10 protein-coding genes are annotated in these 14,182 nt (G+C 73.4%); 3 read left to right on the top strand and 7 right to left on the bottom strand.

Annotated features, from left to right (window positions below):
- The first annotated feature begins 99 nt into the window (after positions 1–99).
- The gene (locus ACF9IK_RS33195; RefSeq protein ID WP_395297769.1) at positions 100–870 is read left to right on the top strand and encodes an ABC transporter ATP-binding protein; all 771 of its coding nucleotides are present in this window, start codon (positions 100–102) and stop codon (positions 868–870) included.
- Between the two features lie 47 nt (positions 871–917).
- Complete coding sequence (locus ACF9IK_RS33190; RefSeq protein ID WP_395297768.1) at positions 918–3,479, top strand: ABC transporter permease; 2,562 nt, start codon at positions 918–920, stop codon at positions 3,477–3,479.
- Positions 3,480–3,621: 142 nt separating this feature from the next.
- Here the strand turns inward: ACF9IK_RS33190 and ACF9IK_RS33185 are convergent, their stop codons facing one another.
- The 5 genes from ACF9IK_RS33185 to ACF9IK_RS33165 all read right to left on the bottom strand — a co-directional run bounded on the left by ACF9IK_RS33185 (position 3,622) and on the right by ACF9IK_RS33165 (position 9,364).
- Complete coding sequence (locus tag ACF9IK_RS33185; RefSeq protein ID WP_395297767.1) at positions 3,622–4,269, bottom strand: HNH endonuclease family protein; 648 nt, start codon at positions 4,267–4,269, stop codon at positions 3,622–3,624.
- Between the two features lie 347 nt (positions 4,270–4,616).
- Positions 4,617–5,474: an iron uptake transporter permease EfeU gene (efeU, locus tag ACF9IK_RS33180; protein ID WP_395297766.1), complete on the bottom strand. Its 858-nt coding sequence runs from the start codon at positions 5,472–5,474 to the stop codon at positions 4,617–4,619.
- Positions 5,475–5,505: 31 nt separating this feature from the next.
- The gene (gene efeB, locus ACF9IK_RS33175; protein ID WP_395297765.1) at positions 5,506–6,843 is read right to left on the bottom strand and encodes an iron uptake transporter deferrochelatase/peroxidase subunit; all 1,338 of its coding nucleotides are present in this window, start codon (positions 6,841–6,843) and stop codon (positions 5,506–5,508) included.
- Between the two features lie 111 nt (positions 6,844–6,954).
- On the bottom strand, positions 6,955–8,100 hold the full coding sequence (efeO, locus tag ACF9IK_RS33170; RefSeq protein WP_395297764.1) for an iron uptake system protein EfeO: 1,146 nt from the start codon (positions 8,098–8,100) through the stop codon (positions 6,955–6,957).
- A gap of 439 nt (positions 8,101–8,539) precedes the next feature.
- Positions 8,540–9,364, bottom strand: a complete 825-nt coding sequence (locus ACF9IK_RS33165) for an ABC transporter ATP-binding protein (protein WP_395297763.1) — start codon at positions 9,362–9,364, stop codon at positions 8,540–8,542.
- 318 nt (positions 9,365–9,682) lie between these two features.
- Between ACF9IK_RS33165 and ACF9IK_RS33160 the strand changes: the two genes are divergently transcribed.
- Positions 9,683–11,851, top strand: coding sequence for an amino acid adenylation domain-containing protein (locus tag ACF9IK_RS33160; protein ID WP_395297762.1), 2,169 nt, complete (start codon positions 9,683–9,685; stop codon positions 11,849–11,851).
- A 60-nt stretch (positions 11,852–11,911) separates the two neighbouring features.
- Here ACF9IK_RS33160 and ACF9IK_RS33155 read toward each other — a convergent pair whose 3' ends face one another.
- Together ACF9IK_RS33155 and ACF9IK_RS33150 are read right to left on the bottom strand one after the other, a co-directional pair.
- A complete protein-coding gene (locus tag ACF9IK_RS33155) occupies positions 11,912–13,258 on the bottom strand; it encodes a hypothetical protein (RefSeq protein ID WP_395297761.1) in 1,347 nt (448 codons plus the stop codon).
- A gap of 117 nt (positions 13,259–13,375) precedes the next feature.
- Entirely contained in the window at positions 13,376–13,918 is a 543-nt protein-coding gene (locus tag ACF9IK_RS33150) for a GNAT family N-acetyltransferase (protein ID WP_395297760.1), read from the bottom strand.
- Positions 13,919–14,182 lie beyond the last annotated feature (264 nt).

Here is a 14,182-nt window from a genome sequence, read left to right as displayed (position 1 = left end):
GGGGAGCCTCCGTACCCCGGGGCGACAATTCCGACCTGCGCGGATTGGGAGGATTGAACGGAACACGATCATCCGAATCCGTCCCCGCAGGAGTTCCCCGTGACGATGCCCGCAACCGCCGTCCGCACCGGCCGGGCGGCCGCCCGCGCCACCGGCCTGAACAAGGTCTACGGGGAGGGGGAGACCCGCGTCGTCGCCCTCGACAACGTCACCGTGGCCTTCGCCCAGGGCGAGTTCACCGCCATCATGGGCCCCTCCGGCTCCGGCAAGTCCACCCTCATGCACTGCATGGCCGGCCTCGACACCGTCTCCTCCGGCTCCTCCACCATCGGCGACACCGAACTCGTCGGCCTCAAGGACAAGCAGCTCACCCAGCTGCGCCGCGACCACATCGGCTTCATCTTCCAGGCCTTCAACCTCCTCCCCACCCTCACCGCCCTGGAGAACATCACCCTCCCGATGGACATCGCCGGCCGAAAGGCCGACAAGGCCTGGCTCGACCGCGTCGTCGACACCGTCGGCCTCTCCGGCCGCCTCTCCCACCGCCCCAGCCAGCTCTCCGGCGGCCAGCAGCAGCGCGTCGCCTGCGCCCGCGCCCTCGCCGGCAAGCCCGACATCGTCTTCGCCGACGAACCCACCGGCAACCTCGACTCCCGCTCCGGCGCCGAGATCCTCTCCTTCCTCCGCAACTCCGTCCGCGAACTCGGCCAGACCGTCGTCATGGTCACCCACGACCCCGTCGCCGCCGCCTACGCCGACCGCGTGGTCTTCCTCGCCGACGGCCGCATCGTCGACGAACTCACCCACCCCACCGCCGACACCGTCCTGGACCGCATGCGCCGCTTCGACGCCAAGGGCCGGACCAGCTGACGCCCCACCCGCAGCAGCCCGCCCCTCCGCAGACCACAGGACACCCCATGTACCGCACCGCACTGCGCAACGTGCTCGCCCACAAGGGCCGACTGCTGATGACGGCTCTGGCCGTCATGCTCGGCACCGCCTTCGTCGCCGGCACCCTCGTCTTCACGGACACGCTCGGCAACGCGCTCCGCTCACAGAGCGCCAAGAGTTACACCGACATCACCGTCACCGTCAGCGACCGCAGTGCCGTCGGCAAGGGGTACGACCACGGCGGCACGGCGGACGACGGCCCCGTCCTCACCGACACCGTCCTCACGTCGATCGCCGCCCTGCCCGGCGCCGCCGACGCGCGCGGCGTGGTGAGCGGCTTCGCCGGAATCGCCGACCGGAAGGGCGCGCTGATCGGCGACGGCTTCTCCACCACCGGCACCAACTACGTGCCCGGCGCCGACGGCACCGACCCGCGCTACCCGCTGGTCGACGGCCGCGGGCCGCGCGACTCCGGCGAGATCGCGCTGGACGCCAGGACCGCCGGGAAGGGCGGGTACAAGGTCGGCGACACCGTCCGGGTGGCCGTCAACGGCCCGGTCATGGAGCTCAGGCTCACCGGCACCGTGCACACCAACGACCCGCGCGTGGCCTCCGGTGGATCGCTGGCGGCGTTCGACACCGCCACCGCCCAGCAGCTCTACCTGAGCCCGGGCCGGTACGCCGAGATCGACGTCAGGGGCAAGCCCGGCGCCGACGACACCGCGCTGCTCGCCGCCGTCAAGAAGGCCTTCCCGGAACCCGACGCCTTTGACGCCCGGACCGGCCGCGAACTGGCCGCGGAGCAGGACCGGATGATCCAGGAGGGCACCAAGTGGCTCTCCACCGCCCTGCTGGGCTTCGCCGGCATCGCGCTCTTCGTCGGCGTCTTCATCATCGCCAACACCTTCACCATGCTGGTCGCCCAGCGCACCAGGGAGCTCGCCCTGCTGCGCGCCGTCGGCGCCAGCCGCAAGCAGATCACCCGCTCGGTGCAGGTCGAGGCGCTGCTGGTCGGCCTGACCGCCTCGCTCGGCGGTCTGCTCGCCGGCATCGGCATCGCGACCGGCCTGCGTGCCCTGCTCAACGGGCCGATGGAGGCCAACCTGCCGGACGGCCCGCTGGTGATCGGCCCGTCCACCGTGGTCTGGTCGGTCGGCGTCGGCGTCGCGGTCACCGTGCTGGCCGCCTGGCTGCCGGCCCGCCGCGCCTCCCGGATCGCGCCGGTCGCGGCGATGAGCTCGGTCGAGCAGCCCGCCACCCAGAAGTCGCTGCTGATCCGGAACATCATCGGCCTGCTGTTCTCCGCCGCCGGCGCGGCCGGCCTGCTGGCCGGTGCCGCGACCAAGGAGGTCAAGCTGGTCGGCCTCGGCGCGGGCACCCTGCTGATCGGCGTCTTCGTGCTCACCCCGCTGCTGTCCCGGCCGCTGATCGCCCTGTTCGCCCCGCTGCTGCACGGGCTGTTCGGCACACCCGGCCGACTCGCCCGCGAGAACGCCGTCCGCAACCCGCGCCGCACCGCCGCCACCGCCTCCGCACTCACCATCGGCGTCACCCTGATCACCGCGCTGACGGTGGTCGGCGCCTCGGTGAACAAGGCCGTCGACGAGGCCACCGCGCACGACCGCGAGGCCGACTACACCGTGGCCATGGCGAACTTCTCCATGCTCTCCCCCGAGGTCGCCCCGCAGATCGCCAAGACCCCCGGGGTCACCGCGATGACCGGGATCCGGACCGTCCCGGTCAAGGCCGTCGCCGACGGCGACACCTCGTGGCTCCGCGCGGTGGACGCCGCCGCCTTCGACCAGTTGGTCACCGTGAAGGTCAGGGAGGGCGCGGCCGACGCGCTCAAGCAGGGCAAGCTGCTCGCCACCACCGGCTACGCCGAGCGGAACCACCTCACGGTGGGCTCGGTGCTCGACGTCACCTACCCCGACGGCACCCGCGGCACCCTGACCGTCGGCGCCCTGGTGGAGCAGAACACCGAGCTCTCCGGGCTCACCGCCCCGGACTCCGTCGTCGGCCCGCACGCCGCGCCCGGCACCGGCCTGGACAAGGTGCTGGTCAAGGGCGCCAACGGCGAGGACGCCGGGCTCAAGCAGGCGCTGCGCGACGCCACCGGCGGCAACCCGCTGATCGCCGTCAAGGGCGAGAAGGACATCAAGGCGGAGAGCCGGCAGATGGTGACCGCCGTGCTGAACATGATGTACGGGCTGCTCGGCATGTCCGTGGTGATCGCCGTCCTCGGTGTGGTCAACACCATGGCGATGTCGGTGTTCGAGCGCCGCCGGGAGATCGGCATGCTCCGGGCGATCGGCCTGGACCGGCGGGGCGTCGGCCGGATGGTCCGGTTGGAGTCCCTGCTGATCGCCCTGTTCGGCGGTCTGGTCGGCGTGCTGCTCGGCATCGTCACCGCCTGGGCCGGCACCCGGACGCTCGCCAACGTGTTCAAGGACATGACGATGGTGGTGCCGCCGTTGCGGATCGCCGGCTTCCTGGTCGCCGCCGCGCTGATCGGCCTGCTGGCCGCCTTCTGGCCGGCCCACCGCGCCGCCCGCACGGACATCCTGGACGCCATCAAGAGCGGCTGACCCCACGCGCCCCCAGGCGTCCCCAGGCGTCCCCACCCGATCCCGCGCGGACGCGGTGGAGCCCCGGCCGGAACGGGTACCGGCCGGGGCTCCGGCTCTTGCGGGTGCCGGGGAGTCGTCGGACTCCGGCAGGATCGTTTCCTCAGCAGCCGTTGAGGATCGAGCCGAGGGCGCTCTTCTCCGCGCTGTCCACGGAGAGGCCGTAGTAGTACTTCACCTGCACCCAGGCGCGGGCGTAGGTGCAGCGGTAGGAGGCCTGCGGGAGCCAGGTGGACGGGTCCTGGTCACCCTTGCTGCGGTTGGAACTCGCGGAGACGGCGATCAGCTGCGGACGGGTCAGGTCGTTGGCGAAGGCCTTGCGCTGGTCGGTGGTCCAGGACCAGGCGCCGGAGCGCCAGGCCTCGGCCAGCGGCACCACGTGGTCGATGTCGAAGGACGAGGACTTGGTGGTGGTGACGTTGTCGTAGGCGGACGTCCAGCTGCCGCTGACGGAGGCGCAGGCGGAGTCGGTCACCACGCCGCTGCCGTCGCGCTTGAGGACGGTCTCGCGGGTGTTGCAGGTGCCGGAGATCGTGATCCAGTGCGGGAACAGCGTCCGGTCGTAGGTGCTGTCGTGGGACTCCGCGGCCACCGTCATCGAGGCCAGGTAGGACCGGGCGGTGGCGGCCGAGACCGGGGTGGGCAGCGCGGCCGCGGCGCTTCCGGCGCCGGCGAGCAGGGTGGTGAGGGCGAGCAGCAGGGCGCCGAGGACGGCCACCAGGGCACGGCGGGGCGTGCGTATCGCGGACATGCAGGGACTCCAGGGTGGTGTGAGGGCATGCGGAAGCCACCGGGCGGAGCGGCCCGGGCCGCCAACCAGCATGCCCTGGATCGGTTTACGCGGGTAGACCCTGGAGGTGAACACTTGAGTGACCGTCAAGTCGTCCACGAGGTCGGAACGGACGGTTCCGCAACGGCGAACGGAGGGTTCCGCAGCGACGAACGGACGGTTCCGCGACGCCGAACACCCAGGCCCGCCGCGGACGGAGCCGCGGACGCACGGCCCCGCAACGGCCGGACGCGAAACCGCCCCGCCCGGCGTGGTGCCGGACGGGGCGGTTCGAGCGGGGAAGGGGCCTCAGGCGCCTCCGGGGCGCCTCAGGCGGCCGACTTGGCGGATCCCGCCTTCGGCGCCGGCGCGACCGGCTTGGCCGGCTTGCCGCCGAACAGGCCCAGGAAGATCGCCAGGGTCGGCACCAGGTAGGCCGCCCAGACCGCCAGCTGGAGCACGGTCGGGTCCGGCTGGAAGTTGAAGACGCCCTTCAGCAGGGTGCCGTACCAACTGTCCTTCGGAATCGTGCTGCTGATGTCGAAGGCCACGTCGTGCAGACCGCCGAGCCAGCCGGCCTCCTGCAGGTCGTGCACGCCGTAGGCCAGCACGCCGGCCGCGACGACGACCAGCATGGCGCCGGTCCAGGTGAAGAACTTGGCCAGGTTGATCTTCAGCGCGCCGCGGTAGAACAGCCAGCCGAGCACCACCGAGGTGAACAGGCCGAGCGCCGCGCCGATGATCGGGTTGTAGCCGTCGTTGGTGGCCTGGACGGCCGACCAGATGAACAGCGCCGTCTCCAGGCCCTCGCGGCCCACCGCCAGGAAGGAGGTGACCACCAGTGCCGTCGTCCCCATGGCCAGCGCCGCGTCCAGCTTGCCGTGCAGTTCGGCCTTCAGGTGCCTGGCGGTGCGGCGCATCCAGAAGACCATCCACGTGACCAGGCCCACGGCGATGATCGACAGCGAGCCGCCGAGCGCCTCCTGTGCCTCGAAGGTCAGTTGCGAGGAGCCGAACTGCAGCACGGCGCCGAAGGCCATGCTGAGCCCGACCGCCGAGCCGATGCCGACCCAGACCGGCGGCAGCTTGTCCCGCCGGCCGGTCTTGACCAGGTAGGCGATCAGGATGCAGACGACGAGGCTGGCTTCGAGGCCCTCGCGCAGGCCGATCAGGTAGTTGCCGAACAAGGCACTCTCCTCGGGGTTGTGCGGGACGGGATCAGCCGAAGAGGGCCTGGCCCCACCACTCGCCGGGCTTCCGGACACCGGGCGGGCAGGCGAAGTGGGCGGAGCCGACGTGCTGGATGTACTCGTTGAGCGCGTCGCTGCCGGCGAGGCGCTGCTGCAGCGGGACGAACGCCTTCCGGCTGTCGCGCTGGTAGGCGAGGAAGAACAGGCCGGCGTCCAGGCGGCCGAGGCCGTCGGTGCCGTCGGTGAAGGAGAAGCCGCGGCGCAGGATCATCAGGCCGTTGTTGCTGTCCGGGTGGGCCAGCCGGACGTGCGAGTCCTCGGGCATCGCCTTCAGGTCCGGGGCGTCGTGCTCCTTGGCCTTGCCGTACGGGGCGCCCTCGCCCTTGGTACGGCCGAAGATGTCCTCCTGCTCCTTGAGCGGAGTGCGGTCCCAGGTCTCGATGTGCATCCGGATCCGGCGGGCGACCAGGTACGAGCCGCCGGTCATCCAGTCGGGGCCCTCGCCCGGGGCGACCCAGACGTGCTCGCCGAGCTTCTCGGTGTCGGTGCCCGCGATGTTGTGGGTGCCGTCCTTGAAGCCCATCATGTTGCGCGGCGTCTGGGCGTCCGGGGTGGTGGAGGAGGTCTTGCCGAAGCCCAGCTGCGACCAGCGGATGTTCACCGTGCCCATGCCGATCCGGGCCAGGTTGCGGATCGCGTGCACGGCGACCTGCGGATCGTCCGCGCAGGCCTGGATGCAGAGGTCGCCGCCGGTGCGCTGCGGGTCGAGGTTGTCGCCCTTGAACTTCGGCAGGTCGATCAGGGCCTCGGGGCGGCGGGCCTTGAGACCGAAGCGGTCGACGCCGTCCTTCTCGAACAGGGTCGGGCCGAAGCCGATGGTGAGGGTGAGCCGGGAGGCGGGCAGGCCGAGGGCCTCGCCGGTGTCGTCCGGAGGCGCCTCGGGCAGGCCGCTGGCGGCGCCGCTGCCGACCTCGCGGCCGCCGGTCATCGCCGCGGCGGCCTTCGTCCACTCCTTGAGCATCTTCACCAGCGACTCGCGGGTCGCGGTGGCGGAGACGTCGAAGGAGGCGAAGTGGAGCCGGTCCTGGACCGGGGTGGAGATGCCGGACTGGTGGTCCCCGTAGAAGGGGATGTCCCCGCCGACGGCGGCGGCCGCCGCAGGGGCCGGGTCGTCCTGCCGGGTGGCCGCGGCGACCGAGCCGACGCCGGCGGCGCCGAGGGCGACCCCGGCACCGGCCCAGCCGATCACGGCGCGGCGGCTGACCGCGGTGCGGCCGGTGCCGTCCTGCTCGGCGGCGACGGCTGCGGTGGCGGTGGCACCGGTACCGGCCGGCGTCCCGTTCTGCTGCTCGTTCTCGGCGTCCATCGGCGGGCGGGCCCTTCTCTGTGCTGTCTCACGGATGCCGTGGCGGCCACTGGGGGCCGCCACGGCGGTGTGGGTGGGGGTGGTCCTCGGTGCGGGGTGTCGCTGTCGGGGCTACTTGACGACGACGGCGGCGGCCAGCTTCGACAGCGGCTCGCCCAGCGCGTTCACCGCGTCGGAGAAGGTCTTGCGCTCGGCGTCGGCGACCTTGTCGTAGGAGGTGTAGGTGCCGTCGGCCTGCTTGTACTTGGCGAGCAGCGCCTCGGTCGCGGCGAACTCCGCGTCCAGCGTCTTGGCCAGCTCGGCGTCCCGCTCGGAGGCGACCGGCTTCAGCAGCTCGTACGCCTTCTTCGCACCCTCGACGTTGGCGGCGAAGTCGGCGAGGTCGGTGTGGCTGTAGCGGTCCTCCTCACCGGTGATCTTGCCGGTCGCGACCTCGTCCAGCAGCTCCTTGGCACCGTTGGCCATGCTGGTCGCGGTGATCTCGGCCTCGGGGATCTTCTTCTGCCAGTCCTTCAGGTCGGTGACCAGCTGGTCGGCCAGCTTCTTCTCGTCGTCACCGATCTTGGCGTCCGCGAAGAGCGACTTCTCCAGCTTGTGCCAGCCGGTCCACTCCTGGCCGGCCTCCAGGCCGTCCTCGCGGGTGTCGGTCTTCGGGTCGATGTCGCCGAAGCTCTCGGCGACCGGCTCGGTGCGCTCCCAGCCGGTGCGCGACGGGGCGTAGAGCGACTTGGCCTTCTCGACGTCGCCGTCCTTGATCGCGGTGGCGAAGGCCTCGACGGCCGGGATGGTCAGGTCGGCCTGCTCCTGCGCGTACGTGCGGTAGGCGTCGACGGCGGCGGTCAGCCGCGGGTCCGCCGGGGCGGCCGCGGCGGAGGCGTCGCCGGTCACGGTGATCTTCTGCCGGATGCCGTCGCCGACCATGCCCGGCTTGCAGGCGATCTCGTAGGAGCCGGCCTTGATCTCGGCGTTGATGGTCGCCTTGGTGCCGGGGCCGATGTTCTCGCGCTCGGTGACGATCTTGTCGCCCGCGGCGTAGACGTAGACCTCGGTGGTCTTCGAGCCCTTGTTGGCGATGTCGAGGACGACGTGGCCGGCCGGGAAGCTGGTCTTCGAGACCTCGCAGGCGGTGTCGGTGGCGTTCACCTTCACGGCGTCGGAGGAGGCCTTGTCGTCCTTCTTCTGCGAGCAGCCGGCCAGCGCGGCGGTCGCCACAGCGAGGGTGAGCAGCGTGGCTGCGGTGGAACGACGGGCGGACATGCGGGCTCCAACGGAAGGGCAGGGTGTACCGGGGCAGGGCTGCGGGCGGGTGCGGGAACCGAAGCCGGTCCGGCGCCCCCATCCACTTAGCTAAGGCATACCTTAGGGACATCCGATTTCGCCGTCTACACCGGGGTCCGACTTCGATCGGTGCAGGTGGAGGCCGCCCCGGCAGCGGGGAGTCGTCAGCCCACCGACGATTTTCGGCCAGGCACCCCCGCCGAACGACGGGGGTGCCTCACCGGTCCCTCACGCCACTCCTCCACCCGCCCCCTCGTCCCACCTGCGAACGCACCTCCGCGCGAGCTCCGCACGATGCCCGCGCGCCTCCCGCCCCGCCCCTACGCGGCCCCGGCGCGCGAGCCCCGGCGGCGAAGCCCCGGCGCGCGACCGCTGCGCCAGGCGCGCCACCACTCCGACGCGCCCTCGGCGGCTCCACTCACGCCCTTGGCACGCGCCGGGCCGCCGTACGCGCCGTCCAGCGCCCCTCGTGCCGGCTGATCCGGATCGGGTGACCGAAGCAGGCACTGATCAGCTCGGTCGTCATCACCTCGTCCACCGGTCCGGCGGCCACGCACTCCCCCTCGCGGAGCAGCAGCGCGTGGGTGGTGCTCTCCGGCAGTTCCTCCAGGTGGTGCGTCACCAGCACGCTGGCCAGCGCCGGGTGCTGGTGGCGCAGCAGGTCCAGGCTCTCCAGCAGAAGCTCGCGGGCGGTCAGGTCGAGCCCGGTGGCCGGCTCGTCCATCAGCAGCAGGCGCGGGCTGGGCATCAGGGCGCGGGCGATCAGCGCGCGGCCGCGCTCGCCCTGGGAGAGCGTCGGCCACGGCGACTCGGCGACCGCGGCCATGCCGAGGGTCTCGATCAACCGCTCGGCCCGGTCGACGGCCTCCGGGCCGGGCTTGCGGTGCAGATCCGGCTCGATGGTGTTGGCCAGGCCCGTCAGCACCACCTCGCGTACGGTCAGCGGCGAGCGCAGCGGGTGGCGCGGGTTGACGTGGCCGAGGTGGGCGCGCAGGTCGCGGACGTCGACCCGGCCCAGCCGGCGGCCGAGCACGTCCACCTCACCGTGGGTCGGGTGGGAGACGGCGCCGAGCAGGCCGAGCAGGGTGGACTTGCCGGCCCCGTTGGGCCCCAGCAGCGCCCAGTGCTCGCCGGGCTCGATGGCCAGTGTGATCCCGCGCAGCAGGTGGCGTCCGTTGCGGACCACCTCGACGTCGCGGGTGCGCAGCAGCGGGCCCGTGGGCAGCGGGTCGGACGTACTCATGGCGGGCGGTCCTCCGGGGGTTCGGCGTCGGGCAGGAATCGGGGCCTGAGCCGCCGCCGCGCCGGACGGGCCGGCGCCGACCCTCCGCGTGCAGAGTACAACCGTCGGCGGGGCGGCGGCCGGTGCGGTCCGAGGCGTGGACGCCGGCCGGCGGGCGCACGGTGAACGCCGACCGGCAGGGGCCCGATCGACGGGAGCCCCACTCGACGGGGCCGATCGGTGGGGGCGCGAACGGCCGGGTACGCCGTACGCCCCTGTCGCCGGGCCGCAGTTGGCGGCAGGATCGGAGGGAAGCACGGTACGAAGGGGGATGGACGGATGGGGTGGGACGCGGAACCGGCAGGGCGGACCGGCACGCTGCACGGACGGTTCGAGGAGCAGGCCCGGCAGTCGCCGGGGACGGTCGCCGTCCGGTGCGGCGCCCGGGAACTGACGTACGGTGAGCTGGACGAGCGGGCGGACCGGCTGGCCCACCACCTGGTCGCGCTGGGGCTGGAGCCGGGCCGCCGGGCGGCCGTGGCGCTCGGCCGGGGCACCGAGGTGTTCGTCGCCCTGCTCGCGGTGCTGAAGGCGGGCGGCGCGTACGTGCCTCTGGAGCCGGGCGCACCGGACGCGCTGCTGCGCCACGTGCTGGCGGAGGCCGATCCGGTACTGGTGGTGACCGAGGAGGCGCACCGGGTGCGGCTGACGGACACCGGCGGGCGGGCGGTGGTCTGCCTGGACTCGGCGGCGGAAGCGATCGCGGCGCTGCCCGCCGGTCCGCCGCCGGTCACCACCGGGCCGGACGACCTCGCCTGCCTCTTCTTCACCTCCGGTTCGACCGGCCTGCCCCGGGGCGCGCTGATCGAGCACCGCAACCTGCTGGCCGCCCACCGGGGCTGGCGCGAGGTGTACGGGCTGCGCCCCGCCGACCGGGTCCTGCAGACGGCGAGCCTGGAGTTCGACGTCTTCACCGCCGACTGGGTACGGGCACTCTGCACCGGCGCCACCCTGGTGGTCACGCCGCGCAACCTCACCCTCGACCGCACCGCCGACATCGCCGATCTGCCCGCCCTGGTGGCCGCCGAGCGGATCACCGTCCTGGAGCTCAACGTCCGCACGGCACGCCGCCTGTACGACCACCTGGCGGCCGCCGGGGAATCCCTGCCGGGCGTGCGGCTGCTCACGGTCGGGGCGGAGAAGTGGTACCTGGACGAGCAGCTGGGCCTGCAACGGCTGCTCGGCGCCGGCACCCGGGTGCTCAACGTCTACGGGCTCGCGGAGGCGTCCGTCGACAGCACCTACTTCGACGCCGCCGGCGCGACGGGCGGCGAGGGCAGCGAACGGGTCTCGCTGGTCGGCCGGCCCTTCCCCGGTGCGCGGGTCTACGTGCTCGGCCCGGAGGGCTCCCCGGCGCCGCCCGGGGAGGTCGGCGAGATCGCCGTGGCCGGCCCGGGCCTGGGCCGCGGGTACGTCAACCGGCCCGAGGAGACGGAGCGGCGCTTCGTGCCGGCGGCCTTCGACCCGGACATGCGGGTCCTGCTGACCGGCGACCTCGGACGGATCCGCGAGGACGGCGTGCTGGAGTTCACCGCCCGCGCCGAAGGCGTGGTCGGCCCGACCGAGCGCGTCCGGGCCGCCGCGGTGCTCCGGCGGGTCACCGAGGCCGCGCGGGCCGAGGGGCTGCTGCGCTCCCACCCGGCGGTGCGGGAGGCCGCCGTCGCCGAGGTCGAACCGGAGCCGGGGCGGCGCGCCCTGGTGGGCTACGCGGTGACGGCACCCGGCGCCGGAGAGCCGGACACCTGGTCGCTCACCGCCCTGCTGGCCGAGGAGCTGCCGGCCGGGGAGGCGCCCGCCGCCGTCGTGGCCCTGCCCGCGCTCCCCCGCACCCGGGCCGGGAAGCTGGACCGCACCGCCCTGCCGCTGCCGGCGCCGCGCGACTACTTCTCCTTCTCCGCGTCGCTGGGCGGGGCCGCGCCGACGGACGGCTCCGCGTCGCTGCGCGGCAAGGCCGGCCGGGGCGGGGGCAAGGCCGGTGTCGGGAAGCCGGGCGAGGACGCGCCGCTCACGGGCTGCGGCTGGCTCCTGGTGGCCCTGCCGGTCGCCGTGGTCGCCTGGCTGCTCACCTACGGCCTCTGGCCGGGCTCCACGGACGTCTCGGCCGTGCCCGGGCCCTACGCCGGGTGGTTCCGCATCCTCCACCTCTTCGAGTGGTTCTCGTTCGGCCTGGGGGTGGCCTGGCTCCTGGCGGGCGCCCGGGCCGTCGCCCGGCTCGGGCGCCCGCTCGGGCTCTCCCTCGCCGCGCACGTCTCGGTGTTCTGGCTGCTGGCCTCCTGGTGGCCGCAGGACAACCTCTACCGGACCAGCCCGTCGACGGACTGGCCGCGACAGGCGCTGCTGGTCTCGGTGTTCAACATCGCGCTGATGATCGCGGCCGCGATCGTGGTCCGGTTCCTGGTCTGGCGACCGCCCACCGGGCGGAAGCGACCGTCCGCGGGGCGGAAGTGACGGCCCGACCGACGCTACGGCCGACCGACGCGACGGCCGGCCAGCCGGCTGGCCGGCCGGTCAGCGCAGCGCAGCGAACATCCGCCCCAGCGACCGACCGGCCGCGGCGACCAGCGCCTCGGCGGCGTCCAGGGCCTCCAGTGCCTCGCCCGCCCCGGCACAGCGGGCGGCGAGCGCCAGGCCGACGGCCGGCTCCGGCTCGTAGCCGGCCGTCACCACCAGCGGCAGCAGGGTGACGCCGAGGCGGGCGCAGCGCGGTCGGAGCCGGTCCAGGTGGTCGTACAGCGCCTCCTGGGAGAGCCGGGCGCCGAGCCGCAGGCCGTCGATCGTGCGGACCACGTGCCCGGGGCCGCGCACCCGGTCCAGCCGGGCGCGCAGGTTGAAGGCGATCGCCGGGCCGGTGAGCCGCAGGTTGGCCTCGGTGGGGGCGAGCCGGCGTTCCCGGTCGGTGACGAAGTCGACGTCGAACCAGCCCCGGTGGCCCGCGGCGGCGAGGCGCTCGCCCACCGCGAGCCCGAACCGTCCGGCCGTGGCCGCCACGCCCGGCGGCACCACGCCCGGACCGACCGTCACACCCTGGTAGCACGTGCCGTCGACGGCCATCTCGCCCACCCCGACGGGGTGCACGCGCCCGTCCGGGCCGATCACCGCGTCGAAGGTGAGGTCACGCAGGCGGTCGGCCCGGCCGCCGTCGACGTACTCCTCCAGCAGCAGTCCGCCGTCCCCGGCCAGCACCTCGGCACGGGCCAGCCGGCGCAGCAGCGCGCCGCCGCCACCGGCTGCGAACAGTTCCTGCGGCGTCACCACGGCGGTCCCGTAGCCGCCGACGCCGTGCGGGCTCTTCACCACCGTGGTCAGGCCCCGGACCGCCCGGGCGGTCAGCCTGCGGGCGGCGCGCCGCGGCGTGTCGGGCTGTTCCTGGCGCGGCACCGCGACTCCCGGGTGGGCGGGGGCCAGTTCGGCGAAGAGCGCGTTCGTGGCCGCCTTCGACTCGTAGCGCCGCACCGCCGCCAGTGCGGGCCCCTCCCCCTGGGCGGCGGTGCGGCCCCAGGGCAGGACCGGGCGGCCGCACCCCGCGATCCGCTCGGCCAGCGCCGGGCGGGCGGCAAGCGCCTGCGCCAGGGTCCCGTCCGGCGCGATCCCGCCGTACAGCTCGACGGGTTCCCACGCCAACTCCCGCGCCAGCCAGGCCACCCAGGCCGGTTCGACCTCGGCCGGCAGTACGACCAGGGCGGGCTCGGGGCTGTAGCAGGTCGCCATGCAGGCGTAGTGGTGCGCCTGGCGCAGCCGCCGCGCCCGCTGGGCGTCGTCCATGGCGGCGCCGAAGAACTGCTCGTTGAAGTCGGCCACGTTCCCCAGGTGCACCGCCCGCAACCCGCCCGTCCAGGCCTCCACCCATCCGTCCATCCGACGAGCCTACGTTCTCCGGGACGGCCGGGGGCCTGAGACGGCCGAACACCGAGCCGTTCCGTGCATCGGACCCCGGCGGGGCCGGTCGGCTCGGCGAGCACCCCGAGCGGCGGCCTAGGCCTTCGGCTCGGGCTTCCAGTCGCGGGCGAGGAGTCCGAGGACCACCTCGTCCAGGAACTCGCCCATCACCCAGGCCGAGGAGCGCAGCACGCCCTCGCGGACGAAGCCGTTGCGCTCGGCGGAGCGCAGCATCGCGACGTTGTCCGCCAGCGTCTCGATCTGCAGCCGCTGCAGGCCGCGCACGACGAAGCCGTAGTGGCACAGCACCGCGACCACGTCGGTGCCGTAGCCCTTGCCGCGGGAGGTCGGCAGCATCCCCAGCCCGATGTGCGCGGACCGGTGGTGGTTGTCGATGCCCCAGAGCGTCGCGGTACCGACCAGCGTCCCGCCGTCCAACTCCACCACGGAGAACGGGACGTGCCCCTCCGCGGTGTCGTCCGCCACGAGCCGCGGGTCCTTCGAGCCGGGCGCGATCGGCCGCCACGGTCCGCTCTCGGCCCGCGAGGAGTTGACCACGTCGTCGTAGAGCTCGGTCCGCAGGATCGGGACGTCCTCGTCGTGCCGGGCCCGCAGCCCGACCTTCTCGCCTCGTAGCATGCGAGCTTCCTATCCGACCCGGCCGACCGGCCGCAATCCGACGGGCCCGGCCACGTCCCCCACGCGCCAGGTGTACCGGGTCGTCATGGAGTGCTCCTCGGGGCGTCCGCTCGCAACAGCCATCACACCGTCGTTCACACCGGCTTTCAGTGCTTCAACAGCGGCTTTCACAGTGAGAATTCACACTCGATCAGTTTCGATCATGAAAGGACACGAAATGGTCAAGATCTGACTCAGCACCTAGCCGGGGTTGGCGGCGCACCG

The organism is Kitasatospora hibisci (genome assembly GCF_043950205.1).
Taxonomy (GTDB): Bacteria; Actinomycetota; Actinomycetes; order Streptomycetales; family Streptomycetaceae; genus Kitasatospora; species Kitasatospora hibisci.
Note: the sequence above shows the minus strand (reverse complement) of the source record. Positions and strands in the feature narration are given on the sequence as shown.

Bases quoted from the DNA above. Each gene is read 5' to 3' on its own strand.
- ACF9IK_RS33190 (WP_395297768.1), top strand. From the start codon at position 918: ATGTACCGCACCGCACTGCGCAACGTGCTCGCCCACAAGGGCCGACTG.
- ACF9IK_RS33185 (WP_395297767.1), bottom strand. From the start codon at position 4,269: ATGTCCGCGATACGCACGCCCCGCCGTGCCCTGGTGGCCGTCCTCGGC.
- efeB (WP_395297765.1), bottom strand. From the start codon at position 6,843: ATGGACGCCGAGAACGAGCAGCAGAACGGGACGCCGGCCGGTACCGGT.
- efeO (WP_395297764.1), bottom strand. From the start codon at position 8,100: ATGTCCGCCCGTCGTTCCACCGCAGCCACGCTGCTCACCCTCGCTGTG.
- ACF9IK_RS33165 (WP_395297763.1), bottom strand. From the start codon at position 9,364: ATGAGTACGTCCGACCCGCTGCCCACGGGCCCGCTGCTGCGCACCCGC.
- ACF9IK_RS33160 (WP_395297762.1), top strand. From the start codon at position 9,683: ATGGGGTGGGACGCGGAACCGGCAGGGCGGACCGGCACGCTGCACGGA.
- ACF9IK_RS33155 (WP_395297761.1), bottom strand. From the start codon at position 13,258: ATGGACGGATGGGTGGAGGCCTGGACGGGCGGGTTGCGGGCGGTGCAC.
- ACF9IK_RS33150 (WP_395297760.1), bottom strand. From the start codon at position 13,918: ATGCTACGAGGCGAGAAGGTCGGGCTGCGGGCCCGGCACGACGAGGAC.